Source organism: Paracidovorax sp. (assembly GCF_057642795.1).
On sequence record NZ_JBXYZY010000009.1, the window covers coordinates 1 to 24,886 of the forward strand.

Sequence of the window (24,886 nt, forward strand, 5' to 3'; positions counted from 1 at the left end):
TGGCTCCTCGACCTGGGCTCGAACCAGGGACCTACGGATTAACAGTCCGGCGCTCTACCGACTGAGCTATCGAGGAATGTTCGGTATGACTGACAACTAACGCTGTTGCGCCGCATGCGATTGCGCGGTGCAACTTGAATGAATCTTGGCTCCTCGACCTGGGCTCGAACCAGGGACCTACGGATTAACAGTCCGGCGCTCTACCGACTGAGCTATCGAGGAACAAGACTTAGATTATATACACAAAAAAACGACCGATCGCGATTTCGTCGATCTGCAATCACTTCAAGCCGTGGGTTCGGGCCGGCACCACAGCCAGGCGAGCACGCAGGCCATGCAGGCGCTGGCGCCCACCGCCACCCAGCGGGGCGCGGTGCTGAAGGCCAGCACCACGGCGCACAGGCCCATCAGCGCCGTGGCGCTCCACTTGGCACGGCGGCTCACGCAGCCGCCGTTGGCCCAGTTGCGCAGCATCGATCCGAAGAGCGGATGCCGCCAGAGCCAGGCGTGCAGGCGCGGCGAACTGCGCGCGGCGGCCCAGCCGGCCATCAGCACGAAGACGGTGGTGGGCAGGCCGGGCACGAAGATGCCGATCACGCCCAGGGTCAGGCTGCACGCGGCGAAGGCCAGCAGCAACCAGCGCACCGGCAGCGGCAGAGGGGCATGCACGGGGGGCGGGGGCAGTGGCGGCTCTTCGGGCGAGGCGGGCGGAACGGGCATGGCCGGATTGTGCCTGCGCCACGCCGTTGGCCGCCCTTGTAAGAGCACACCCCACGCGCTGCGCCGCGTTGCCTTATGCTGCCGCGCTGTTTCGTCGCGACCGGCTTTGCGTTGCGTTCCGTTTCGTTCACTTCGCCTTCTGCCCCATGACCATCCACACGATTTTGAAAATGGGCGATCCGCGCCTCCTGCGCGTCGCACAGCCCGTGACCGCATTCGGCACCGACGAGTTGCACACCCTGGTGCGAGACCTGCGCGAAACCATGCGGGCGGTGAACGGTGCGGGCCTGGCGGCGCCGCAGATCGGCGTCGATCTGCAGGTGGTGATCTTCGGTTCGGAGCAGCGCAACCCGCGTTACCCGGACCGCCCGCTGGTGCCGCAGACCACGCTGGTCAACCCGGTCATCACGCCGCTGGGCGATGCAGAGGAAGAAGACTGGGAAGGCTGTCTTTCCGTGCCCGGCCTGCGCGGCGTGGTGCCGCGCTGGTCGCGCATCCGCTACACCGGCTTCGACCCGGAAGGCCAGCCGATCGACCGCGTGGCCGAGGGCTTCCATGCGCGGGTGGTGCAGCACGAGTGCGACCACCTGATCGGCAAGCTCTACCCGATGCGGGTGCGTGACTTCAGCCGCTTCGGCTACACCGAGGTGCTATTCCCCGAGATCGACGCGGCCGAGGACGATTGAGCGCAATCAGTCCCGAATAGGGCCCTGGCCCTTGTTCGATGAGCGCATTGTGCTATTGAATGAATAGCAAACGGTGACCAGCGCGGCCTCAGCCGTCCGACAGCGCCTGCAGCAGCTCGGTCTCGATGCGGATCTGCCCTGCGTTGCTCTGCAGCTCGCTGCCTTGTACCAGGAAGGTGTCTTCCACCCGCTCGCCCAGCGTGCTGATCTTGGCGAGCTGCACGCTCAGTTGGTGCCTCGATAGCACCCGCGCCACGAGGTAGAGGAGGCCGGCCCGGTCGCTGGCGGAGATCGAGATCAGCCAGCGTTGGGCCTTGTCGTCGGGCCGCAGGGTCACGCGTGGTGCGACCGGAAAGCTCTTGACCCGCCGCGAGACGCGCTTGCGTGCCGGCTCGGGCAGTGCGCCGCCATCGGCGAGGGTGCGCAGCAGATCGCTTTCGACCATGTGGGTGAGTTCGCGGTAGTGGCCCGCCTGGGTCGATGCGACGACCTGGAAGGTGTCCAGCGCGAAGCCGTTGCGCGCCGTGTGTACACGCGCATCGAGGATGCTGAAGCCCGCGCGGTCGAAATATCCGCAGATGCGTGCGAACAGGTCGGGTTGGTCGGCCGCATAGACCATCACCTGCAGCCCTTCGCCCACCAGCGACTGGCGGGCGCGCACTACGGGCTGCTCGGAGCCTACCAGCCGCGACAGATGCCGCGTGTGCCAGGCGATGTCGGCGGCCTCGTGGCGCATGAAGTAGCTCACGTCCAGCGTGTCCCAGAGCTTGAGGTGGCCGTCGGCCGGCTGGGCGCTGAGCGCGAGCAGCACCAGTGCCTCGCGCTTGCGGGCCTCCACTTCGGCGGCGGCATCGGGCGCGCGGCCGCCCAGGGTGCGCAGCGTGGCGCGGTAAAGGTCTTCCAGCAGCTTGCCCTTCCAGGCGTTCCACACCTTGGGGCTGGTGCCGCGGATGTCGGCCACCGTCAGCAGGTAGAGCGCGGTGAGATTGCGCTCGTTGCCCACGCGCTGCGCGAAGGCGGCGATCACGTCGGGGTCGGAGAGATCCTGTTTTTGCGCGACCTGGCTCATGGCCAGGTGTTCGCGCACCAGGAACTCGACGAGTTCGGCATCGGCCTTGTCCACGTCGTGCAGACGGCAGAAGTGGCGAAGCTCTTCCGCGCCGATCTGCGAATGGTCGCCTCCGCGGCCCTTGCCGATGTCGTGGAACAGCGCGGCCAGGTAAAGCAGCCAGGGCTTGTCCCAGCCGCCCGCGAGCTGCGAGCAGAACGGGTATTCGTGCGCGTGCTCGGGCATGAAGAAGCGGCGCACGTTGCGCAGCACCATCAGGATGTGCTGATCCACCGTGTAGACGTGGAACAGGTCGTGCTGCATCTGTCCCACGATGCGGCGGAACGGCCAGAGGTAGCGGCCCAGCACCGAGGTCTGGTTCATCAACCGCATGGCATGCGTGATGCCGGCCGGCTGCTTCATGATCTGCATGAAGGTGGCGCGGTTGATCGGGTCGCGGCGGAAGCGCCCGTCCATCACGCCGCGCGCGTTGTAGAGCGCGCGCAGGGTGCGCACCGAAAGATCCTTCAGGCCGCCGGTGGTCTCGTAGAGCAGGAAGGTCTCGAGGATGGCGTGCGGCTCGCGCTGGTAGAGATCGTCGCTCGCCACTTCGATCAGACCGGCCTTCTCGTAGAAGCGCTCGTTGATGGGGCGCAGTTCGTGCGTGGAGGGCGAGAGCCGCTCCTCGATGTTGAGCAGCAGGATCTGACTGAGCTGCGACACGGCCTTGGCCGCCCAGTAGTAGCGGCGCATCAGCGTCTCGCTGGCGCGCATGGCCAGGCGCTTGCCGTCGGGCGATGTGGTGCGGTAGCCGAAGGATTCGGCCACGGCGGTCTGCAGGTCGAACACCAGCCGGTCTTCATGCCGGCCAGCCAGCACGTGCAGCCGGGCGCGGATCAGAAACAGCATCGCCTCATTGCGCTCGATCTGGCGCACCTCGAAGGGCGTGGCCAGGCCGCTGGCGGCGAGTTCGCGCCAGGTGCTGCCCAGGCCGGCTGCGCGGGCCACCCAGGTGATCATCTGCAGGTCGCGCAGGCCCCCGGGCGATTCCTTGCAGTTGGGCTCCAGTGCGTAGGGGGTGTTCTCGTACTTGGTGTGGCGCTGCTGCATCTCCAGCGTCTTGGCGACGAGGAAGGCGGCCGGGTCCATCTGCGCCAGGTAACGGCGGCGGAATTCGGTGAAGAGGGCCGCGTGGCCGCAGATGAGGCGAGATTCCAGTAGCGAGGTCTGCACCGTCACGTCGCCGGCCGCTTCGCTCAGGCATTCGGCCACAGTGCGCACGCTGGAGCCGATCTCCAGGCCCGCATCCCAGCAGCTGCCGATGAAGGATTCCAGCGCGGCGCGCAGCTCGCGTGCCTCGGCGCAGCCGTGGTCGCCTTCGCTGCGGTCCGGGCACAGGTTGTCGGGCAGCAGCACCAGCACATCCACGTCGGACGCGGGAAAGAGCTGCGCGCGCCCGTAGCCGCCCACGGCCACCAGCGCCACTTCGTGCGGCAGTCCCGCGCGCAGCCAGAGGCGTTCCAGCAGGCCGTCCGCCAGGGAGGAGAGCTTGTGCAGCAGTCCGCGGATGTTGCGCGTCGTGGTGCTGCCGCCCTCGCGCAACGTGGCGAGCAGGGCCGCCTTGTCCTGGCGATAGGCGTCCCGCAGCTGGGGCAGGTCGGCGGCGGGCGACGGGGCGGTCTTGGGTGCGGCTGGGGCGGGCATGGGCATGCAGAAGGTGAGGGGTGTGCTTGGTCAGGCGGTCAAGCAAATTCCATACGAGCCCGCCCGTGCCGTGAGCCGTGAGCCCCGGGCGGCCGGATCAGGTCTTGGTCGCCGTGACGAAGCTGGGCAGCGGCGGCGAGCCGGCCGACAGCGTCATCACTTCGTAGCCGGTCTCGGTCACCAGCACGGTGTGTTCCCACTGCGCGGAGAGGCTGCGGTCCTTGGTGATGATGGTCCAGCCATCGTTGCCCAGTTCCTTGATCTCGCGGCGGCCGGCATTCAGCATGGGCTCGATGGTGAAGATCATGCCGGGCACCAGCTCTTCGAGCGTGCCAGGGCGGCCGTAGTGCAGCACCTGCGGCTCCTCGTGGAACTTCTGGCCGATGCCGTGCCCGCAGAACTCGCGCACCACGGACAGGCCGTGGCCTTCGGCGAACTTCTGGATCGCGTGGCCCACGTCGCCCAGGCGTGCGCCGGGCTTGACCTGCTGGATGCCCAGCCACATAGCTTCGAAGGTCAGGCTGCACAGCCGCTTGGCGGCGATGGAGCATTCGCCGATCAGGTACATGCGGCTGTTGTCGCCGAACCAGCCGTCCTTCGTGATGACGGTGACATCGACGTTGACGATGTCGCCTTTCTTGAGCGGCTTGTCGTTCGGGATGCCGTGGCAGACCACGTGGTTCACCGAGGTGCAGAGGTGGCCCGGGTAGGGTGGGTAGCCGGGCGGCTGGTAGCCGACGGTGGCCGACACCGTGCCTTGGCTGGCCATGCATTCCGCACCCAGGCGATCGATCTCGGCCGTGGTGATGCCGGGGCGGATGTGGGGCGTGATGTAGTCCAGCACTTCGGAGGCCAGGCGGCAGGCCTCGCGCATGCCGGCGATGCCGGCAGCGTCTTTGATGGTGATGCTCATGGGTGCAATTATCCCACCCGGCCTCCGCACTTGCCGCTGCCGCGGTCTTCGTCCTCGCGGCACCGCTAAAATGCCGGGTTTTCCGAAGGCATCCGGCCCACCGGCCCCATTCAGCGGCCGCCGACCGACGCTTTCTTGCACCCCTTCCCCATCACACAGGCCGCCACCGTGACCTTGCACATGACCCAGCTGGAGGGCGGCAACGCTCTCAGCACCTTCCGCGCCCAGCAACTGCAGCCCGCCCTCCAGGCCATCCACCCCAAGATCACCGGCATTGCAGCGCGTTTCGTGCATCTGGTGGCCACCGACACCGCGCCCACGCCGGCCGAGCGCGACCGCCTGGCCGCGTTGCTCGCCTATGGCGACGCCTATGGCGGCCCGGCTGATGGCCCGACCATCATCGTGACCCCGCGCCTGGGCACCGTGTCGCCCTGGGCCTCCAAGGCCACCGACATCGCCCGCAACTGCGGGCTGGCGATCCGCCGCGTCGAGCGCGTGACCGAATACCGCCTGGAGCTGAAGTCCGGCCTGCTGGGCGGCACGCCCGAGCTGTCGGCCGAGCAGATGCAGCAGATCGCCGCGCTGCTGCACGACCGCATGACCGAATCGGTGGTGCCCGATCTCGGCGGCGCCGCCGCGCTCTTCACCGAGCTGCCCGCCGCGCCCATGGAGTTCGTCGATGTGCTGGGCGGCGGCCGCGCCGCGCTCGAAGCTGCCAACACGCAGTGGGGCCTGGCGCTGGCCGACGACGAGATCGACTATCTGGTCAACGCCTTCAAGGGCCTGGCGCGGAACCCGACCGACGTCGAACTGATGATGTTCGCGCAGGCCAACAGCGAGCACTGCCGCCACAAGATCTTCAACGCGCAGTTCACCATCGATGGCCAGGCACAGGACAAGAGCCTCTTCGCCATGATTCGCAACACCCACCAGCTGGCGCCCCAGCACACGGTGGTGGCGTATTCGGACAACGCCTCGGTCATGGAGGGCTCCCAGGTCGAGCGCTTCATCGCCAAGATGCCCGCCAGCGCAGGTACGGCGGGTGTGAGCAGCTATGAAAAGAGTAGCGCCCTGAACCACGTGCTGATGAAGGTGGAAACTCACAACCACCCCACGGCGATCTCGCCCTTCCCGGGCGCATCGACCGGCGCGGGCGGCGAGATCCGCGACGAGGGCGCCACGGGCCGGGGCTCCAAGCCCAAGGCGGGCATGACGGGCTTCACCGTCTCCAAGCTCTGGGGCGGTGAATTCGGCAAGCCCGAGCACATCGCCAGCCCGCTGCAGATCATGGTCGAGGGCCCGCTGGGCGGCGCGGCCTTCAACAATGAATTCGGCCGGCCCAACCTGCTGGGCTACTTCCGCGAATACGAGCAGACCGTGGGCGGCGTGGATCGCGGCTACCACAAGCCCATCATGATCGCGGGCGGCCTGGGCATCATCGACGCGGGCCTGACCCAGAAGATCGAATTCCCCGCCGGCACGCTGCTGATCCAGCTGGGCGGGCCAGGCATGCGCATCGGCATGGGCGGCGGCGCCGCTAGCTCGATGGCCACGGGCGCCAACGCGGCCGAGCTGGACTTCGACTCCGTGCAGCGCGGCAACCCTGAGATCGAGCGCCGCGCGCAGGAGGTCATCAACCACTGCTGGGCGCAGGGTGCGGCCAATCCCATCCTCGCCATCCATGACGTGGGCGCGGGCGGCCTCTCCAATGCCTTCCCCGAACTGACCAACGACGCTGGCCGGGGCGCTCGCTTCGACCTGCGCGCCGTGCAGCTGGAGGAATCCGGCCTGGCGCCCAAGGAAATCTGGTCCAACGAAAGCCAGGAACGCTACGTGCTGGCCATCGCGCCCGAATCGCTGGAGCAGTTCCGCGCCTTCTGCGAGCGCGAGCGCTGCCCCTTCGCCGTGATCGGCACCGCGACCGAGCAGCGCCAGCTGGTGCTGGAAGACACGGCCGTGGCGGCGGGCGACCAGAAATTCCCCGTCGACATGCCCATGGAAGTGCTGCTGGGCAAGCCGCCCAAGATGCACCGCGACGTGAAGACCGTGCGCCGCGAACTGGCCCCCATCGACCTCACCGGTGTGCCGCTGCAAAAAGCCGTGATCGACGTGCTGGCCCACCCCACGGTCGCCTCCAAGCGCTTTCTCATCACCATCGGCGACCGCACGGTGGGCGGGCTCTCGCACCGCGACCAGATGGTCGGCCCCTGGCAGGTGCCGGTGGCGGACTGCGCCGTGACGCTGGCCGACTACAAGGGCTTTGCCGGCGAGGCGATGAGCATGGGCGAGCGCACGCCGCTCGCCGCCATCGACGCGCCCGCCTCGGGCCGCATGGCCGTGGCCGAAGCCATCACCAACCTGCTGGCCGCGCCCATCGATCTGCCGCGCGTGAAGCTCTCGGCCAACTGGATGGCCGCCTGCGGCGAGCCCGGCGAAGACGCCGACCTCTACGCCACCGTCAAGGCCGTGGGCATGGAGCTGTGCCCGCAGCTGGGCATCAGCATTCCGGTGGGCAAGGACAGCCTGTCCATGCGCACGCAGTGGAAGGACGCATCCGGCGCCGCGAGGAAGGTCACCTCGCCCGTCAGCCTGATCGTGAGCGCCTTCGCCACGCTGGCCGACGTGCGCGGCACGCTCATGCCGCAGCTGGATGCCACCGAAGAAGACACCACCCTGGTGCTGGTGGACCTGGGCCGGGGCCAGAACCGCATGGGCGGCTCCATCCTGGGCCAGGTGCTGGGCCAGAGCGGCGACGCCGCCCCTGACCTCGACGATGCGACGGATCTGGTCAACCTGGTGAACGCAGTCAACGCGCTGCGCGCCCAGGGACGCATCCTGGCTTACCACGACCGCAGTGACGGCGGCCTGCTGGCCGCCGTGGCCGAGATGGCCTTCGCCGGCCATGTGGGCGTGGCGCTCAACGTCGATCTGCTCGTCACCGAAGGCGACGGCATCAGCGACAGCCGCATGGAAACCGGCGACGCCAAGAACTGGGCGCAGCAGGTGAGCGCGCGCCGCGAGGAGCTGACCCTCAAGGCCCTGTTCAACGAAGAGCTGGGCGTGGTGCTGCAGGTGCGTACCGCCGAGCGCAACGAGGTCATGCAGACCCTGCGCGAGCACGGCCTGTCCAGGTTCAGCCACTTTGTGGGCAAGACCCGCCCGCAGTCGTCCGCCATGGACGTGGGCAAGGGCGAGCTGCAGGTCTGGCGCGATGCCAAGAACGTGTTCAGCGCTACGCTGTCCGATCTCCACCAGGTCTGGGACGCGGTGAGCTGGAAGATCTGCCAGCAGCGCGACAACCCGGCCTGCGCCGATGCCGAGCATGCCGCCGCGGGCGAGCCCACCGACCCGGGCCTGCACGTCGCTCTCACCTTCGACCCGGCCGAGGACGTGGCCGCGCCGTTCCTGAACCTGGCCCGCCCCAAGGTCGCCATCCTGCGCGAGCAGGGCGTCAACTCGCATGTGGAAATGGCCTACGCCTTCACCGAAGCTGGCTTTGAGGCCTTCGACGTCCACATGACCGACCTGCAGTCCGGCCGCGCCGACCTCGCCGCCTTCCAGGGCGTGGTTGCCTGCGGCGGATTCAGCTACGGCGACACCCTGGGCGCCGGCATCGGCTGGGCGCGCTCCATCACCTTCAACGAGCGGCTCTCCGCGCAGTTCCAGGGCTTCTTCGGCCGGGGCGACACCTTCGGCCTGGGCGTGTGCAACGGCTGCCAGATGTTCGCCGAGCTGGCCGACATCATCCCGGGCGCCGAAGCCTGGCCGCGCTTCACCACCAACCAGAGCGAGCGCTTCGAGGCGCGTCTCTCGCAGGTGGAAGTGCTGGAATCGCCCAGCCTGTTCTTCGCCGGCATGGCGGGCAGCCGCCTGCCGATCGCCGTGGCGCACGGCGAGGGCTATGCCAATTTCAGCCGCCGCGGCAACGCCGCCCAGGCCATTGCCGCAATGCGCTTCGTGGACCACCACGGCGCGCCGACCGAGCAGTACCCGCTCAATCCCAATGGCAGCGCGGGCGGCCTCACCGCCGTGACCACGGCCGACGGCCGCTTCACGGCCATGATGCCGCACCCTGAGCGCGTGTTCCGCAACGTGCAGATGAGCTGGACCAGCGGCGACTTGAGCGCGGCCAGCCCCTGGCTGCGTATCTGGCGCAACGCCCGCCGCTGGGTGGGTTGACCGCCTGCCGCAGGCGGCCGTGTCGCCCCGCGGTTCCGCACGGCGCCGGGGCTACCGCCCCGGGCGCTCAGGTCGGCGCCATCAGCCCGTTCCAGCGCCGCAGGAAGTCGAATGCTTCCGCCGGCGGCTGGGGCCGGCTCAGGTAGTAGCCCTGGGCCTGGTCGCAGCCGATTTGCAGCAGCTGGTCGAACACCTCGGCCGTTTCCACCCCTTCGGCCAGCAGTCGATAGCCCAGCGTGTGGCCTAGTTGGACCATGGCGCGCACCACGTCGAGGGCGCGGGCGTCGGTGCCGATGGGGCGGATCAGCGACTGGTCAAGTTTGAGGACTTCGGCCGGCAGGCCATAGAGGCAGCCGAAGTTGCAGTAGCCCGTGCCGAAGTCGTCCAGCGCCACGCGCACGCCCAGCGCCCGCAATGCGCGCACTGCGTCCAGAGTAGGGCCCTCCGTCAGCACCGCGTTCTCGGTGCATTCGATCTCCAGGCGCGAGGGCGCCAGGCCGTGGCGTTCGCAGCTGGGGAGCAATTGGTCCATGAAGCCGGGGTGCTCCAGATTGCGCGGCGAGACATTGACCGCGACGTTCACCCGCACGTCTTCGGCCTCCCAGGCACGGATCTGCGCGAGTGCGGTGTCTATCACCCAGTGCGTCACCGGCTGGATGTACGTGGTCTTTTCCAGCAGCGGGATGAATTCGCCCGGCGACACGGGACCCAGCACCGGGTGGTCCCAGCGCAGCAGGGCTTCGACGCTGGTGTATTGCATGGAGGCACGCTCGAACTGGGGTTGGTAGACCAAGCGGAACTCCCCCGAGTCCAGCGCGCGCGGTACGCGGGCCAGCAGTTCATAGGCATGCTGGTGGCGCACATCGGCTGCTGCGTCATAGACGGTGATGTCGTCGATGGTGCCGCTGGCATGAAACAGCGCCACGCTGGCGCGCCGCAGGGCATCGCCCGCATCCGCGGGTTCCAGCTTGAGCGGCACCAGGCCGATGCGACGGCGTTGATGGATGACGGGGTGTCGGCCGTCGCTCAGGTTCATTAGGGCGTGGTCAAGGCTGGAGAGCAGCGTTTCCGCGAAAGCCCGGGTTTCCGTGACCGAGCTGCCCTTGAGCACCAGCGCCAGATGGCTGGAGTCGGTACGGTACACGCGCGTCGTGTCACCCACCCAGAGGGCGATCTGGCGGCCGGCCTGGTGGTAGAGCCGCTCGATCGAGTCCGTGCCGACGGCGCGCCGCACGTCCATCAGCACCTCGGTGGACATGAGCTCCACCAGCGCGAGCGTGCGCTCGCCGCCGGGCTCGCTCACGCACAGGCCCGCCAGGTCGGCCAGCAGTTGGTTCCGGTTGGGCAGCAGGGTGGCCTCGTCAAGCCGCGCGAAAGAGCACTGCAGGTTGATCTGTGCCACCGCCAAGGCCGCAAAGTCCTCCAACTGCCGGATCTGGTGGGCATCGAAGCTGCGGGGCCGGTGGTCGAGCACGCACAGCGCGCCGAGGATGTGCCCGTTGAGCAGGCGCAGCGGCGCACCCGCATAGAACCGGATGTGCGGCGCGCCGGTGACCAGCGGGTTGTTGACGAAGCGGGAGTCTTTGAGCGAGTCCTCCACCACCATCACGCTTTGCTGGCGGATCGTGTGGTTGCAGAACGCATCTTCGCGGCAGGTTTCGCGCACGCCCATGCCGATCTCGGACTTGAACCACTGGCGGTCCGCATCGATGAAGCCGATGATGGCCATCGGCGCATCGAAGGTTTTGCAGACAAGCCGTGTGATGCGATCGAACTCCTCGGAAGGCGGGGAGTCCAGCAGGCCCGTGGCCCGTAATGTGGCAAGTCGCTCCGCTTCAGAATATCTGGAGGTGGACATAGAAAAAGGCATGAAAAAAGCGCGGGGATGACCAAAAGCCCCGTTACCTGGCTGCAATGTAACCCAGCGTGGCCCGTCGCATCGTCGGCTCGGCAGCCCAGGCACCGGGGGCATGCAAGGCCTTGTCCTGCAAGCGCTTGAGTGGCGGGAAGGCAAATGCCCGTCAGGCTGGCCCCCATACTCTTCGGATCTGTTTCTCACTTTCTTTCGGAGCGTAACCATGGCCGGTGCCAGCCTCATCACCCTGCTCGACGATATCGCCACCGTGCTGGACGACGTGGCGTTGATGACCAAGGTCGCGGCGCGCAAGAGCGTGGCCATGGCCGACGACGTGTCCGTCATGACCAAGGTGGCCGCGCAGAAGACGGCCGGTGTGCTCGGTGACGATCTGGCGCTGAACGCCCAGCAGGTGGCCGGCGTGCATGCCGACCGGGAGCTGCCCGTGGTGTGGGCCGTGGCCAAAGGCTCGCTGGTGAACAAGGCCATCCTGGTGCCGGCGGCGCTGCTCATCAGCGCCTTTGCACCGTGGGCGGTCACGCCGCTTCTGATGGTGGGGGGCGGCTTCCTCTGCTATGAGGGCTTTGAGAAGTTGGCCCACAAGTTCCTGCACCGGGGCGACTCTGAAAAGGGCGCGGAGAAGGCCGATAGCGTGCCTGTGCATGCAGCAGCCTCCGCACCGTCCGCAGGGGCAGCGCCCACGGACATCGCCGCGTTCGAGAAGGAGAAGGTCAAGGGGGCCGTGCGCACCGACTTCATCCTGTCGGCCGAGATCATCGCCATCACCCTGGGGACGGTCAGCGGCGCGCCGTTCATGACGCAGGTGGCGGTGATGGTGGGCATCGCGCTGGCAATGACAGTGGGCGTCTATGGTTTGGTGGCCGGCATCGTCAAGCTGGACGACCTGGGCCTGTGGCTGAGCCGCAAGGCCAGTCGTGCAGCGCAGGCCGTGGGGCGCGGCATCGTCGCGGCGGCGCCGTGGTTGATGAAGGGCCTGTCGGTCGCGGGCACTGCCGCCATGTTCCTGGTCGGCGGTGGCATCCTGGTACATGGTGTGCCGGCGCTGGCGCATGCCATCGAGGGCTGGGCCGCCGGACTGGAGCAGGGCCCTGCGGGGGGGCTGTGGTCCTTCCTCGCCAGCCATCTGCTGAGCGCGCTGGTGGGCGTGGTGGCGGGCGCCATCGTGCTGGCGGTGGTCAGCGGCGTGCAGCGCCTGCGGGGCCGCACGCAGGCTGCTGCGCACTGACCTGGCACTGCGCATCCGTACGGTCGGTGCGCCGAAGTTTGCGCTGGATCATGGATCCGGCCAGTGCCAGCCGGTGCGGAGTGCGCCGATTTGATGTGCGGCAAGGCGGGCATGCCGCCGCAGGGGCCCAATGCGTTCACGGGGGTCGTCCCCGGTCAACCGCAACGAGTTCCGTATGAAAAAAACCTGGCTGGCCCTGGCCGTTCTGTGTTCCCTGGCTTCGAGCGCCGCATTCGCGCAAGACGCTGCCGACGGCCGCTGGATGGTGCGCGCGCGCGCCGTGCATCTGGACAGCGTGAACAAGGATTCCACCGGCCTGGGCCTGTCGATCAACGACAAGGTGCTGCCCGAGGTGGACTTCACCTATTTCTTCAGCCCCAACATCGCGGCCGAACTGATCCTGACTGTGCCGCAGAAGCAGGACATCCGCGCTGACGGCCTGGGCAAGATCGGCACGCTCAAGCACCTGCCGCCGGCCCTGCTGGCGCAATACCACTTCACGCAGTTCAGCGGCTTCAAGCCCTATGTGGGCGCCGGCATCAACTACACGCGCTTTTCCAGCGTGCGTTTCAACCCGGCCGTGCAGGCCGCGCTCAGCCCCAGCATCGACAAGAGCAGCTGGGGCGGCGCGCTGCAGGTGGGCGTGGACATTCCCCTGTCCAAGAACCTCTATCTGAACATCGACGTGAAGAAGGTGTTCATCGAGACCGACGTGTTCTCGGCCGGCAACAAGGTCGGCACGCTCAAGATCAACCCGGTGCTGGCCGGCGTGGGCCTGGGCTGGCGGTTCTGACGCCCGCCGCCGCCTTCGGGCGGTGGAGGCACATAGCGAGGCCGGCCGGTGTGCCGGCCTTTTTGCTTTTGCTATTAAAAATATAGCTGGGCGTGCAGGTGGCGACAGCGCCAGCGGCTAGAAATCCTTGACTATCACTGCGCCGGCTGGGCACCGAAGGGCCCGCTGCCGCCGCCTTGGCCGAGCAGGCGCCGCCCGAGCGCGGGCAGGGCGGTGGCCACGTCGATGCGCATGGGCTGCTGCACCACGCGGCCGCCGCCTTGGGCCACGGCGGCGGCGGGCCCCAGGTCGAAGTCGAAGCTGTAGGCCGGCTCCTGTCCCATGCGCAGGTCGGTCACGTGGATGTGGCCGGCATCGTCCTGCCAGAGCCGCCAGAAGCCCCGGCTGAATTGCGCCATGCGTTGCACCTGCGGGTGCTGGTCGTAGCGGGCGATCAGTTCGACGCCGCGCGGGTGCGCGGTCCACTGCATCGGCCGGCCGCCGTCGGCCAGGGCGTAGAAGCCTTCGAGGTACTGCGAGGGCGTGACGGCCACGACGCGCCAAAGCAGGGTGTTGAGCGGCGTGGGGGTCACCAGCACCCGTTCGGCCTGCACGCCCCGCGCCGCCAGGGCCGTGCGCGCCACGCCGGTCACGTACTGCTGGGCCGCGAAGCTCCAGGCCAGGTAGGCGGTGCTTACGGCCAGCGCCCAGCCGTTCCAGCGCAGTCCCCGTCCGCCGCGCAGCAGCAGGGCCAGCACTACGCCGGCCAGCAGCGGCAGGGTGTAGAGCGGGTCGATGATGAAGATGCTGCCCACGCCCAGCGGCGTGTCGTCGAAGGGCCGCAGCAACTGTGTGCCATAGACCGTCATCCAGTCCAGCAGCGGGTGGGTGACCAGCGCCAGCCACATCGCCAGCCACCAGCGGCGCCAGAGTGCTGTCTCGCCGTGCAGCCGTGCCGCCAGCCCGCCCAGCGGCAGCGAGAGCACGCTCAGGTAGAACAAGGAGTGGCTCTCGGCGCGATGCAGCACCATGTTGGCGATGGCGTCGCCGTGGTCGATGAAGGTGTCCAGGTCGGGAAGCGTGCCAGCGGCCGCGCCCCAGAGGGCTGCCTTCCACACCGCCGTGCGGCGTCCCAGGGCGGCGATCGAGACGGCCGAGCCCAGCGCGATCTGCGTGAGTGAATCCATGGGGTCAACATACCAGAGCGCTGCGCTGCGGCCACGTGCCATGAATGCCACGCTGGGCGTGTCGCGTGCCCGTCCTACAGCCGCCGGCCGGCCACTCTGCAATTCTCGGGCGGCGTGGGCTTGACTGGCTCATCTGCACCCATTCGTCCGTCGCGGCCCGGTGACTCGCTCCGCCGCATCCCGCAGGCCCGCCTGCCGCAACCCGCTCCTGCCACCATGCATTACCCTTTGCATCTCGACATCATCCAGGGGCTGGCGCGCCACCCCGCGAGCATTTCCCCCAAGTACTTCTACGACCAGCGCGGCTCGCGGCTGTTCGAGGACATCACGCGCCTGCCCGAGTACTACCCCACCCGGACGGAGGCTGCCGTGATGCAGGCGCACGGTGACGAGATTGCACGCTCCGTCGCCACGTGCACCACCGTGATCGAACCGGGTGCCGGCAACTGCGAGAAGGCGCGCCGGCTCTGCGAGCTGCTGCGCCCCGAGCGTTTCGTGGGCCTGGACATCTCGGCGGACTTCCTTCGCGAAGGCGTGGCCCGGCTGGGCGCGGCCATGCCAGCCCTGCAGGCGCAGGCGGTGGCCGGCGACATCACGCGGCCCATCCTGCTGCCGCCCGACATCCCCCGCGCCCAGCGCCTGGTGTTCTACCCGGGCTCGTCCATCGGCAACTTCGAGCCGCCCCAGGCCCAGCAGCTGCTGGCGAATCTGCGTGCGCTGGTGGATGCCGACGGCGGACTGCTGGTCGGTGTGGATCTGCGCAAGGACGTGGAGGTGCTGGAGGCCGCCTACGACGATGCGGCCGGAGTCACCGCCGCCTTCAATCTGAACGTGCTGTCGCATGTGAACCGGCTCATCGGCAGCGATTTCGTGCCCGATGGCTGGCAGCACCGGGCCTTCTTCAACGATGGTGCATCGCGCATCGAGATGCATCTGGAGGCCCGCGCACCGACGCGCGTGAACTGGCCGGGTGGCGAGCGCGACTTTGCACCGGGCGAGCGCATCCACACTGAGAACAGCTACAAGTACACGCTGCCGGGCTTCTCAGCGCTGCTGGCCGGTGCGGGCTTTTCCCGCATGCAGGCGTGGACGGATGCGCAGGGTTGGTACGCCGTGGTGCACGCGCGGCCCTGAAGGGCCGCGCGCCGATAGCCCCGCCTGTGTCGCGCACCGCGTCTCTTTCGACTCCCCTCCAGACCACCTCGCGCCATGACAGCCTTCCCCGCTCTCCACGAAGCCCCGGCAGAGTCCGGCCCGGCACCCATCTGTCCGCTGGCGCGGCGCTATGCCGACGTGCGCCAAGCCACCACAGCGCTGGCCCTACCGCTGAGCGACGAGGACTGCTGTGCGCAGTCCATGCCCGACGCCAGCCCCGTCAAATGGCACCTGGCACACACCACCTGGTTCTTCGAGACCTTCGTGCTGGAAGCTTACGAGCGGGGCTTTCAGCCCTTCCACCCGGCTTTCCGGGTGCTCTTCAATTCCTACTACCAGGGCGTCGGGGCGCAACATCCCCGTGCGCAGCGCGGACTCATCACGCGGCCTGGGCTACCCCAAGTGCTCGCCTACCGGCTCAATGTGGATGCGCGCATCGCACGGTTGCTGCAGGAACGGGAAGGCGACGCGGCGCTGCACGCGCTGATCGAACTGGGCTTGCAGCATGAGCAGCAGCACCAGGAACTGATCGTCACCGATCTCAAGCACCTGCTTTCGTGCAACCCGCTCTGGCCGGCTTACCACCAGCGGTCGTCGGTGCCCCGTCCCAACGAAGTACCCACCGCGCCGCCCCTGGCGTGGCAGCGCTTCGAAGAGGGCGTGGCCGAGATCGGCCACGCGGGCGCCGGCTTCGCTTTCGACAACGAGTCGCCACGCCACCGGGTCTATCTGGCGCGCTACGAATTGGCCTCGCGCCTGGTCACCAACGGGGAATACCTGGCCTTCATGGCCGACGGCGGCTATGCCGAGCCGGCCCATTGGCTGGCCGAAGGGTGGGACTGGCGCCGTTCGCTGCAGCTGGAGCACCCTATCTACTGGCGCCGTACCGCGGCTGCGCAGGCCGGCTGTCCCGAGGGCTGGGAAGAATTCACCCTGGACGGCGCATGCCCCCTGGGCAGCGAACGGCCGGTCGTCCACCTGTCGTACTTCGAGGCCGATGCCTATGCGCGCTGGGCCGGTGCGCGCCTGCCGACCGAGGCGGAATGGGAGGTGGCGGCGGCCGGCGCTGCACGCGATGGCGCATTGCCCGCTCAGCAGCCCGCCCTGGTGCAGATGTTCGGCGAGGCCTGGCAGTGGACGCAGTCCAGCTATGCCGCCTATCCCGGCTTTCGCGTGGCCGAAGGGGCCGTGGGCGAATACAACGGCAAGTTCATGGTGAACCAATACGTGCTGCGCGGCAGCTCCAGCGCCACGCCCTCGGGCCATGCGCGGCGGTCCTACCGCAACTTCTTTCCGGCCACTGCGCGCTGGCAGGTCAGCGGTGTGCGGCTGGCCCGCGACGCTTGATCCGCGGGGCCACCCTCATTCAGCGCTCAAGGCGCCATGCGGAAGGTCTTCTCCAGCCGCAGGCGGGCAGGCTTGCCGTCGCGCATGGGCGGGGCGAAGCGCCAGCGGCGCACCGCGTCCAGCACCGGCTTGTCCAGCGCCGGGTCGGTGCCGGGCCGCACCTTGGCATCGCCCACATGGCCGCTGGGCAGCACCTCGAACGACACCACCACGTTGCCGCGGATGCCCTGGGAGATCAGGTAGGAGGGGTAGCGGGGATCGGGCGACTCGATGAGCTTCAGGGGCTCGTCCAGCGGCGGGGTGATCTGCTGCTGCAGGGCCACCACGTCCAGGCTCTTGCGGTAGGCGATGAAGTCTTCCTCGGTCATGTCGGCGCCGGCCGGGCCCGAACCGCAGGCCGTCAGCAGCAGGCCGAGGGCGAGCGTGGCAGCCAGCGTCAGCGGGCGGAAAAAGGGGCGGTGCGTGGCGTGCAGGGACACAGGACTCTCCAGGTGGAACGGGGGGGACTCGGCCGCCGCCGGTGCGGCTGCGGCCGGGCGATGCCCGAGTATCGCCCGGGAGCCGTAACCCCCAAGCCTGGGCGCCCCGCCTGCCGGATCAGACCGCGTCCAGCGCCTGGGCCAGGTCGGCCTGCAGATCGTCGATGTGCTCGATGCCGACCGACAGGCGCACCATGCCTTCCGTCACGCCGGCGTTGGCGAGTTCGGCTGCGTCGAGCTGGCGGTGCGTGGTGGAGGCCGGGTGCGTAGCCAGCGACTTGGCGTCTCCGATGTTGACCAGCCGCGTGAAGAGCTGCAGTGCGTCGAGAAAGCGCGCGCCGGCAGCGCGCGGATCGCCGCCGTCTTGCTTGACGCTGAAGGAGAGGATGCCCGAGGCCCGCCCGCCCAGTTGCCGCTGCACCAGTGCGTGGTCGGGGTGGTCGGGCAGGCCCGCGTAGCGCACCCATTCGACCTTGGGGTGCTGTTGCAGGTAGTGCGCGAGCGCCAGGGCGTTGTCGCAGATGCGGTCCATGCGCAGGGCCAGCGTTTCGATGCCCTGCAGGATCAGGAAGGCGTTCTGCGGCGAGAGCGCCGCGCCCGTGTTGCGCAGCGGCACCACGCGGGCGCGGCCGATGAAGGCGGCCTCGCCCAGCGCCTCGGTATAGACCACGCCGTGGTAGCTCACGTCCGGCTCGTTGAGGCGCGGAAAGCGTGCCTTGTGCTGCGCCCACGGGAACTTGCCGCTATCGACGATGGCGCCGCCCACGCTGGTGCCGTGGCCGCCAAGGTACTTGGTGAGCGAATGCACGACGATGTCCGCGCCGTGCTCGATGGGCCGCAGCAGGTAGGGGCTGGGCACGGTGTTATCCACGATCAGCGGCACGCCGTGGGCATGGGCGATGTCGGCCAGCGCGCGGATGTCGGTCACGTTGCCCAGCGGGTTGCCGATGGATTCGATGAAGATGGCCTTGGTGCGCGCGTCGATCAGCGGGGCAAAGCTGGCCGGGTCGCGCGGATCGGCGAAGCGCGTGGTGATGCCCTGCTGCGGCAGCGTGTGGGCGAAGAGGTTGTAGGTGCCGCCGTAGAGCGTGCCGGCCGAGACGATGTTGTCGCCCGCTTCGGCGATCGTCTGGATGGCGTAGGTGATGGCCGCCATGCCCGAGGCCACGGCCAGCGCGGCGATGCCGCCTTCGAGCGCCGCGACGCGCTTTTCCAGCACGTCGTTGGTCGGATTCATGATGCGGCTGTAGATGTTGCCCGGCACCTTCAGGTCGAACAGGTCGGCGCCGTGCTGGGCGCTGTCGAAGGCGTAGGCCACCGTCTGGTAGATGGGCACGGCCACGGCCTTGGTGGTCGGGTCCGGCGAATAGCCGGCGTGGACGGCGAGCGTTTCGATCTTCATGCGGCAGGTCTCCTGGATGGGTGGCGATATGCGCCTGCCGCCTCGGGTGCCGAGGCAGCGGGCGAGCGGCCATTCTGGCGCCGCACCGTCCTCAGGTCGTCGAATCTTTGGCGATGAGCTTATGCGCTCCGCATTGTGGGCCGATTTCCAGTGACGAATTGGCCCGTAGCCCGCATGGAATAAGGGCAGTATGCTCTGATTATGAGAGCGAAGCGGGCGCCGGCCGCGTGCGGTAGAACTGCATGGGCACGGCCTGCATCTCCTTGGCGTGCTGGTTGAGCACCGATTTCTTCATGCGGCCCACCACATGCATCTCGCAGGGCTTGCAGTCAAAGCGCAGGGTCAGCTTTTCCTTGCCGTTGACCAGCTGCAGCGGCTCGGCCTTGATGGTGCCCTTGACGCCGATCACGCCCTTGGCCTGCTTGGGGCAGAGGCTCATGGAAAAGCGCACGCAGTGCTTGGTGATCATCAGGCTCACCTCGCCTTCCTCTTCCTTCGACTCGTAGGCCGCGTCGATCACCTTCACGCCGTGGCGGGCGTAGAAGTCGTGCGCCTTGTGGTTGAAGACGTTGGCCAGGTAGCTCAGCGTGTCTTCGGGGAAGGGCGCGGGCGGCTCCACCGGCGTGGCGCGCGGCAGGCGCACGAAGCCGGCTGCGCGCGCGGCCTCCAGTGCCTCGACCGCGTCGCGGCGCAGCTGGTTGAGCGCGGAGGCCGGCACGAACCAGGGCTGGGAGAGGGTGAGCGCGATGTCGTGCACCGCGAAGATGGTGGCGCCGAAGCGGCCCAGCTGCTCGCGCAGCGTGGCTTCGGCGCGGGCTACGTCGGTGGCGGGCTGGTGCGGCTGCACGATGGCGGCGCTGCCCGTGAAGCCGTCTTCATCGGTCAGCGTGAGGCCGAAGCCGTCCGGCGTTTCCGACAGCTGCGCCCACAGGCCGATGCGGCGGTCGCTGGACTTCTTGTCGAGCGTGCGCACCCAGTCCATGTCGCGGTTGCGGTTGACCTCCAGGCCTTTGCGCAGGTCCTTGAAGCCGGCGATCGGGTCCTTGGGGAACACGCGCCACAGGCCCTTCTTCGCGTTGACGGCTTCGGCGCGGTTGATCTGCAGGCCCACCAGTTCCTTTTGCAGGTCGTAGTAGCAGAGGCCGTCGCCGTTGTGCAGCACGGTGTCGGGGCTGGAAAGCTCCAGCTCGGCGAAGTTCTCGCCCACCTGGGTCACCCAGCCGATGGCGCGGCCCGGGGTCTTGGGCGTGTCGAAGGCGCCGATGTCTTCCTTGCGGCCGTTGACGAAGTAGTCGGTGAACTCGCGGTTGAAGTTCTGGTCCGGGTCGGGCGTGAAGCTGAAGGTGGTGCGGCCCGAAGAGGAGCGCGCCAGCGGCTGGGCCGTGAATTCGCGCTCCTCGATGATCTCGTCGAGCAGCTTGCGGTAGTGGGCCGTGATGTTCTTCACATAGCCCATGTCCTTGTAGCGGCCCTCGATCTTGAAGCTGCGCACGCCCGCGTCGATCAGCGCACGCAGGTTGTCGCTCTGGTTGTTGTCCTTCATCGAGAGCACGTGCTTTTCGTGCGCGATGATGCGGCCATTCGCGTCCAGCACCTCGTAGGGCAGGCGGCAGGCCTGGTTGCAGTCGCCCCGGTTGGCGCTGCGGCCGGTATGAGCGTGGGTGATGTAGCACTGGCCCGAATAGGCCACGCAGAGCGCGCCGTGCACGAAGAATTCGATGGTGGTGCGCGCCGGATCCGTGGCGGCGCGCACGGCGGCGATCTGGCCCAGGTCCAGCTCGCGGGCGATCACGATCTGCGAGAGGCCCGCGTCCTGCAGGAAGCGCGCTTTCTCGGGCGTGCGGATATCGGTCTGCGTGCTGGCGTGCAGCTGGATGGGCGGCAGGTCCAGCTCCAGGAGACCCATGTCCTGGATGATGAGCGCGTCGGCGCCGGCGTTGTAGACCTGCCAGGCCATCTGGCGCGCGCCTTCGAGCTCATCGTCGCGCAGGATGGTGTTGAGCGTGATGAAGATGCGGCTGCCGAAGCGGTGCGCATGCCGGATGAGCCGCTCCAGGTCGCGCATTTCGTTGCCGGCGCCGGCCCGCGCGCCGAACGCTGGGCCGCCGATATAGACGGCATCGGCGCCGTGGTTGACGGCCTCGATGCCGATGTCGGCGTCGCGCGCGGGGGAGAGCAGTTCGATCTGGTGGGGCAGCAGGGACATGGGCCCGATTATCCCAGCGTCGGCTCCGAAAGGAACCCGCGCTGCTGGTTGCAGCTAGTATCGGGGGCTGTCGAAAGTCCTTTCCCCGGAGACCGAATGCTCATCTCGTCCACCATCCAACCCCTGCGTTTCCCCCTGCAACTGACCGCCCTGGTCTGCGCTCTGGCAGCTGCCGGCGCCGCTTCGGCGCAAGACGTGCAGGTCGTCAAGATCGGCCATGCCGGCCCCGTGTCGGGCGGCATCGCCCACATCGGCAAGGACACCGAGAACGGTGTGCGCATGGCGGTGGACGAGCTGAACACGCAGAACCTCGTGATCGGCGGCAAGAAGATCAAGTTCGAGCTGGCGGCGGAAGACGACGCGGGTGACCCGCGCCAGGCCACCGCCGTGGCGCAGAAGCTGTGCGACCTCAAGGTCGCCGGCGTGGTGGGCCACCTGCAGTCGGGCACGTCCATTCCTGCGTCCAGCATCTACGACAAGTGCGACCTGCCGCACATCACCGCTTCGGCCACCAACCCCGACCTGACCAAGCCAGGCTACAAGACCACCTTCCGCCTGATCGCCAACGACAACGCGCTGGGCGCTGCGCTGGCCCTCTACGCGGCCGACCATCTTAAGCTCAAGACCGTGGCCATCATCGACGACCGCACGGCCTACGGCCAGGGCGTGGCGCAGGTCTTCAAGGCCACCGCGCAGCAAAAGGGGCTGAAGGTGGTGGGTGAAGAGTTCACCAACGACAAGGCCACCGACTTCATGGCGATCCTGACCTCGCTCAAGAGCAAGAAGCCGGAAGGCATCTTCTACGGCGGCCTGGATGCGCAGGCCGGCCCCATGCTGCGCCAGATGGGACAACTGGGCATGGGCGACGTCAAGTTCTTCGGCGGCGATGCGCTCTGCACCGAAAAGCTGCCCGAGCTGGCCAGCAAGTCGCCCGAGCTCAAGAACGTGACCTGCGCCACCGGCGGCGCCTCGGTCACCAAGATGCAGGGCGGCGCCGAGTGGAAGAAGCGCTACGACGCCAAGTTCCCCGGCCAGTTCCAGATCTACAGTCCCTACGCCTACGACGCCGCGATGGTGCTGGCCGATGCGATGAAGCGCGCCGATTCCGTGGATCCGCGCAAATACACGCCCTTCATCTCCAAGACCCACTACAAGGGGGTGACGGCCAACATCGCGTTCACGCCCAAGGGTGAGCTGACGGCGCCTGCCGTGACGCTGTACCAATACACGAACAACGCCCGCGCGGCGCTGAACTGAGCGGTCCACGCTCGCTCTGCAACGGCCGCCTGTGCGGCCGTTGTGCTTTGTCGGTGGCTTGGCTGTAAATGCCCGTTTGCCGTTGATCCACCAGCGTATGCTGCTATCGAAATATGAGTGAATCGCCGACCTCTGCCGCCGTGCCCGATCAGGACGCCGCCTGGATGCGGCTGGCCCTGGCCGAGGCGCGTGCCGCTGCCGAGGCTGGCGAGGTGCCGGTGGGCGCCATCGTCGTGCGCTGCGGGCAGGTGATCGCCACCGGGCGCAACGCGCCCATCGCCGGGCACGACCCCACCGCGCATGCCGAGATTGCCGCGCTGCGCGCCGCCGCCGAGCGGCTGGGCAACTACCGGCTCGACGGCTGCACGCTGTATGTGACGCTGGAGCCCTGCGCCATGTGCAGCGGCGCCATGCTGCATGCGCGGCTGGCGCGCGTCGTGTTCGGCGCAGCCGACGCCAAGACGGGCGCGGCCGGATCGGTCGTCAACCTGTTTGCACAGGAGCGCCTCAATCACCAGACCCAATGGCAGGGCGGCGTGCTGGCCGATGAATGCGGCGCGCTGCTGAGCAGATTCTTCCAGCAGCGCCGGCAGCAGCAGCGCGAGCGCGCCCAGGCCGCCCACCCGCTGCGCGACGATGCGCTGCGCACGCCCGAGCGGGCTTTCGGCGAGCTGCCCGCCTACCCCTGGGCGCCGCGCTACGTCAGCGACCTGCCCGCGCTGGCCGGCCTGCGCATGCACTACCTCGACGAAGGCCCGCACGACGCGCCGCGCACCTGGCTGTGCCTGCACGGCCTGCCCACCTGGGGCTACCTGTGGCGGCACATGCTGCCGGTCTTCCTCGCGGCGGGCGACCGTGTGGTGGTGCCCGACCTGATCGGCTTTGGCCGCAGCGACAAACCCAAGAAGGACGCGGCCCACGGCTTCGCCTGGCACCGGCAGGTGCTGGCCGAACTGGCCGAGCGGCTGGACCTGCGCCGTACCGTGCTGGTGGGCCACGACCTGGGAGCGACGATGGCACTGGCCCTGGCGCCCGCACTGCCGGGCCGCATCGCCGGCGTGCTGGCCATCGACATACCGTATGCGGCCACTACCGGCAGCGCCTCCGTGCAGTCTGCGCGCGGCGGCGGGCCGGGCGACGACTGGCGCCGCCGCTGCGGGGCTCAGCCCCGCCTGCCGCTGGGCGTGCTGGTGGCCGGGCAGGCGCCTGGCATCGCGCCTGCCGAGGCCGCTGCCTACGATGCGCCGTTTCCCGATGCCGGCTACCGCGCCGCCCTGCGCGCCTTCTCGCAACCGCACTGGCCCGGCGCGCCTGCGGCGAGCACCCCAGGCGAGGCCTGGCAAGGCCCCTGCCTGCTGGTGGCGGGTTCAGCCAACCCGGCGGCCGGCCTGCAGTCCATGCAGGCCATGCCCGCGGCCCTGCGCAGCGCTCCGTCCGTCTGGACGCTGGCAGGCTGTGGCCCTTTCGTTCCCGAAGCGCAGGGCAGGGTGGTGGCCGAGCGCGCTGTGGAATACTTCCGCCCCTGATGACGGCCCGCGCACCGCGCGGCCTGCCGGCCACGATCTTCCAACCGCCCTCTTCCGGAGCGGCCCGCGCCTCGCGGGCCGACATTCCCATGCCCAAGAAACCAGTTCCCGCCGCATCCACCTCGCTGCAGGACGATGAGCCCGGCGGCCTGGCCGCCTGCGGCCACCACCACGGCCCGCAACACATCTACGTCTATTCGCCCTCCGGCGCGGTGCGCGACAAGGCCGCCTTCAAACGCGGCGTGGCGCGCCTGAAGGCCATGGGCCATGAGGTGGAAGTGGATGCCGACGCGCTGGCCTCCCACACGCGCTTTGCCGGCGACGACGCCACGCGGCTGGCCGCCATCCACCGCGCGGCCGCCAGTGGCGCCGACGTGGCCATGATCTCGCGCGGCGGCTACGGGATCTCGCGCATCCTGCCCGGCATCCGCTACAAGGCCCTGGCCAAGGCGGTGGCGGGTGGCACGCGCTTCATCGGCCTGAGCGACTTCACCGCGCTGCAGTGCGCTCTGCTCGCGCAGACCGGCGCCACCACCTGGGCCGGCCCCGCGGTGGTGGGCGACCTCGGCTGCGAGGGCGAGCCCGACGACATCATGCTGGCGTGCCTGGAAGACCTGTTCACCGGCCACGGCGAAGGCGCTGGCTGGCGCATGGGGGCCGAAAAGCCCTTGCCTTCCGGCGAGCCCGCCGTGCGCGACATCTACGTGAAAAGCGCCACGCTCTGGGGCGGCAACCTGGCCATGCTCGCCTCGCTGGTGGGCACGCCCTACATGCCCGACGTGCGTGGTGGCATCCTGTTTCTCGAAGACGTGAACGAGCACCCGTTCCGCATCGAACGCATGCTCACTCAGCTGCTGCATGCCGGCGTGCTGGCTCGCCAGAAGGCCGTGGTGCTGGGCCAGTTCAGCGACTACAAGCTCAGTCCGCACGACAAGGGCTTCAAGCTGCAGAGCGTGGTGAACTGGCTGCGCACGCAGATCAAGGCCCCGGTGCTGACCAACCTGCCGTTCGGCCACGTGCCCACCAAGGTGCTGCTGCCCGTGGGCGCGCCCGTGTCGCTGTCGGTCGAAGGGCGCGATGCCCTGATCTACTGGGGCCACGCGCACTGATGGACTGACCCGGCGGCCGGCGGCCGGCGGCGATCGCGGCGTGGACCGGATAGGCTGACACGAACGGCTGGCAGCATAGGCAAGGCCCTGCGTTG

The 24,886-nt window shown here is 68.4% G+C and carries 17 protein-coding genes and 2 tRNA genes; 9 read left to right on the plus strand and 10 right to left on the minus strand.

Annotated features, from left to right (window positions below):
• The 3 genes from AC3A84_RS04830 to AC3A84_RS04840 all read right to left on the minus strand — a co-directional run bounded on the left by AC3A84_RS04830 (position 1) and on the right by AC3A84_RS04840 (position 720).
• Positions 1–76: transfer RNA gene (locus tag AC3A84_RS04830), tRNA-Asn, on the minus strand.
• Between the two features lie 70 nt (positions 77–146).
• Positions 147–222, minus strand: a tRNA-Asn gene (locus AC3A84_RS04835).
• Positions 223–285: 63 nt separating this feature from the next.
• A complete protein-coding gene (locus AC3A84_RS04840; RefSeq protein WP_487968516.1) occupies positions 286–720 on the minus strand; it encodes a YbaN family protein in 435 nt (144 codons plus the stop codon).
• A 146-nt stretch (positions 721–866) separates the two neighbouring features.
• Between AC3A84_RS04840 and def the strand changes: the two genes are divergently transcribed.
• The gene (gene def, locus AC3A84_RS04845; protein ID WP_487968517.1) at positions 867–1,406 is read left to right on the plus strand and encodes a peptide deformylase; all 540 of its coding nucleotides are present in this window, start codon (positions 867–869) and stop codon (positions 1,404–1,406) included.
• Positions 1,407–1,494: 88 nt separating this feature from the next.
• Here def and AC3A84_RS04850 read toward each other — a convergent pair whose 3' ends face one another.
• The gene (locus AC3A84_RS04850; protein WP_487968518.1) at positions 1,495–4,158 is read right to left on the minus strand and encodes a [protein-PII] uridylyltransferase; all 2,664 of its coding nucleotides are present in this window, start codon (positions 4,156–4,158) and stop codon (positions 1,495–1,497) included.
• Positions 4,159–4,255: 97 nt separating this feature from the next.
• Positions 4,256–5,071, minus strand: a complete 816-nt coding sequence (gene map, locus AC3A84_RS04855) for a type I methionyl aminopeptidase (RefSeq protein WP_487968519.1) — start codon at positions 5,069–5,071, stop codon at positions 4,256–4,258.
• A 168-nt stretch (positions 5,072–5,239) separates the two neighbouring features.
• Here map and purL point away from each other — a divergent pair, with 168 nt between their 5' ends.
• Positions 5,240–9,250, plus strand: a complete 4,011-nt coding sequence (gene purL, locus AC3A84_RS04860) for a phosphoribosylformylglycinamidine synthase (protein ID WP_487968520.1) — start codon at positions 5,240–5,242, stop codon at positions 9,248–9,250.
• Positions 9,251–9,317: 67 nt separating this feature from the next.
• Here the strand turns inward: purL and AC3A84_RS04865 are convergent, their stop codons facing one another.
• Entirely contained in the window at positions 9,318–11,108 is a 1,791-nt protein-coding gene (locus AC3A84_RS04865) for a sensor domain-containing phosphodiesterase (protein ID WP_487968521.1), read from the minus strand.
• A gap of 220 nt (positions 11,109–11,328) precedes the next feature.
• Between AC3A84_RS04865 and AC3A84_RS04870 the strand changes: the two genes are divergently transcribed.
• Positions 11,329–12,351, plus strand: a complete 1,023-nt coding sequence (locus tag AC3A84_RS04870) for a DUF808 domain-containing protein (RefSeq protein ID WP_487968522.1) — start codon at positions 11,329–11,331, stop codon at positions 12,349–12,351.
• Between the two features lie 175 nt (positions 12,352–12,526).
• Complete coding sequence (locus AC3A84_RS04875; RefSeq protein ID WP_487968523.1) at positions 12,527–13,144, plus strand: OmpW/AlkL family protein; 618 nt, start codon at positions 12,527–12,529, stop codon at positions 13,142–13,144.
• A 134-nt stretch (positions 13,145–13,278) separates the two neighbouring features.
• Here the strand turns inward: AC3A84_RS04875 and AC3A84_RS04880 are convergent, their stop codons facing one another.
• Entirely contained in the window at positions 13,279–14,310 is a 1,032-nt protein-coding gene (locus AC3A84_RS04880; protein ID WP_487968524.1) for a metal-dependent hydrolase, read from the minus strand.
• 216 nt (positions 14,311–14,526) lie between these two features.
• Here AC3A84_RS04880 and egtD point away from each other — a divergent pair, with 216 nt between their 5' ends.
• Together egtD and egtB are read left to right on the plus strand one after the other, a co-directional pair.
• Positions 14,527–15,444 carry an L-histidine N(alpha)-methyltransferase gene (gene egtD, locus AC3A84_RS04885; protein WP_487968525.1) on the plus strand — a complete coding sequence of 306 codons (918 nt, stop codon included), beginning with the start codon at positions 14,527–14,529 and terminating at the stop codon, positions 15,442–15,444.
• A gap of 75 nt (positions 15,445–15,519) precedes the next feature.
• Positions 15,520–16,812, plus strand: a complete 1,293-nt coding sequence (gene egtB / locus AC3A84_RS04890) for an ergothioneine biosynthesis protein EgtB (RefSeq protein ID WP_487968526.1) — start codon at positions 15,520–15,522, stop codon at positions 16,810–16,812.
• A 26-nt stretch (positions 16,813–16,838) separates the two neighbouring features.
• Here the strand turns inward: egtB and AC3A84_RS04895 are convergent, their stop codons facing one another.
• The 3 genes from AC3A84_RS04895 to AC3A84_RS04905 form a co-directional block, all read right to left on the minus strand.
• Positions 16,839–17,291 carry an energy transducer TonB gene (locus AC3A84_RS04895; RefSeq protein WP_487968527.1) on the minus strand — a complete coding sequence of 151 codons (453 nt, stop codon included), beginning with the start codon at positions 17,289–17,291 and terminating at the stop codon, positions 16,839–16,841.
• A gap of 118 nt (positions 17,292–17,409) precedes the next feature.
• A complete protein-coding gene (locus AC3A84_RS04900) occupies positions 17,410–18,693 on the minus strand; it encodes an O-acetylhomoserine aminocarboxypropyltransferase/cysteine synthase family protein (RefSeq protein WP_487968528.1) in 1,284 nt (427 codons plus the stop codon).
• A 199-nt stretch (positions 18,694–18,892) separates the two neighbouring features.
• Positions 18,893–20,899 (minus strand): peptidase U32 family protein, encoded by a 2,007-nt coding sequence (locus AC3A84_RS04905; protein WP_487968529.1) that lies wholly within the window; start codon positions 20,897–20,899, stop codon positions 18,893–18,895.
• A gap of 96 nt (positions 20,900–20,995) precedes the next feature.
• On the opposite strand from AC3A84_RS04905, the gene AC3A84_RS04910 reads away from it, so the two are divergent.
• From AC3A84_RS04910 to AC3A84_RS04920, 3 genes are all read left to right on the plus strand, one after another.
• Positions 20,996–22,156, plus strand: coding sequence for a branched-chain amino acid ABC transporter substrate-binding protein (locus tag AC3A84_RS04910; RefSeq protein ID WP_487968530.1), 1,161 nt, complete (start codon positions 20,996–20,998; stop codon positions 22,154–22,156).
• A 113-nt stretch (positions 22,157–22,269) separates the two neighbouring features.
• Positions 22,270–23,682 carry a tRNA adenosine(34) deaminase TadA gene (gene tadA, locus AC3A84_RS04915; protein ID WP_487968531.1) on the plus strand — a complete coding sequence of 471 codons (1,413 nt, stop codon included), beginning with the start codon at positions 22,270–22,272 and terminating at the stop codon, positions 23,680–23,682.
• Positions 23,683–23,771: 89 nt separating this feature from the next.
• Positions 23,772–24,791 carry an LD-carboxypeptidase gene (locus AC3A84_RS04920; protein ID WP_487968532.1) on the plus strand — a complete coding sequence of 340 codons (1,020 nt, stop codon included), beginning with the start codon at positions 23,772–23,774 and terminating at the stop codon, positions 24,789–24,791.
• Positions 24,792–24,886 lie beyond the last annotated feature (95 nt).

Bases quoted from the DNA above. Each gene is read 5' to 3' on its own strand.
- AC3A84_RS04840 (WP_487968516.1), bottom strand. From the start codon at position 720: ATGCCCGTTCCGCCCGCCTCGCCCGAAGAGCCGCCACTGCCCCCGCCC.
- def (WP_487968517.1), top strand. From the start codon at position 867: ATGACCATCCACACGATTTTGAAAATGGGCGATCCGCGCCTCCTGCGC.
- AC3A84_RS04850 (WP_487968518.1), bottom strand. From the start codon at position 4,158: ATGCCCGCCCCAGCCGCACCCAAGACCGCCCCGTCGCCCGCCGCCGAC.
- map (WP_487968519.1), bottom strand. From the start codon at position 5,071: ATGAGCATCACCATCAAAGACGCTGCCGGCATCGCCGGCATGCGCGAG.
- AC3A84_RS04865 (WP_487968521.1), bottom strand. From the start codon at position 11,108: ATGTCCACCTCCAGATATTCTGAAGCGGAGCGACTTGCCACATTACGG.
- AC3A84_RS04870 (WP_487968522.1), top strand. From the start codon at position 11,329: ATGGCCGGTGCCAGCCTCATCACCCTGCTCGACGATATCGCCACCGTG.
- AC3A84_RS04875 (WP_487968523.1), top strand. From the start codon at position 12,527: ATGAAAAAAACCTGGCTGGCCCTGGCCGTTCTGTGTTCCCTGGCTTCG.
- AC3A84_RS04880 (WP_487968524.1), bottom strand. From the start codon at position 14,310: ATGGATTCACTCACGCAGATCGCGCTGGGCTCGGCCGTCTCGATCGCC.
- egtD (WP_487968525.1), top strand. From the start codon at position 14,527: ATGCATTACCCTTTGCATCTCGACATCATCCAGGGGCTGGCGCGCCAC.
- egtB (WP_487968526.1), top strand. From the start codon at position 15,520: ATGACAGCCTTCCCCGCTCTCCACGAAGCCCCGGCAGAGTCCGGCCCG.
- AC3A84_RS04900 (WP_487968528.1), bottom strand. From the start codon at position 18,693: ATGAAGATCGAAACGCTCGCCGTCCACGCCGGCTATTCGCCGGACCCG.
- AC3A84_RS04905 (WP_487968529.1), bottom strand. From the start codon at position 20,899: ATGTCCCTGCTGCCCCACCAGATCGAACTGCTCTCCCCCGCGCGCGAC.
- AC3A84_RS04910 (WP_487968530.1), top strand. From the start codon at position 20,996: ATGCTCATCTCGTCCACCATCCAACCCCTGCGTTTCCCCCTGCAACTG.
- tadA (WP_487968531.1), top strand. From the start codon at position 22,270: ATGAGTGAATCGCCGACCTCTGCCGCCGTGCCCGATCAGGACGCCGCC.
- AC3A84_RS04920 (WP_487968532.1), top strand. From the start codon at position 23,772: ATGCCCAAGAAACCAGTTCCCGCCGCATCCACCTCGCTGCAGGACGAT.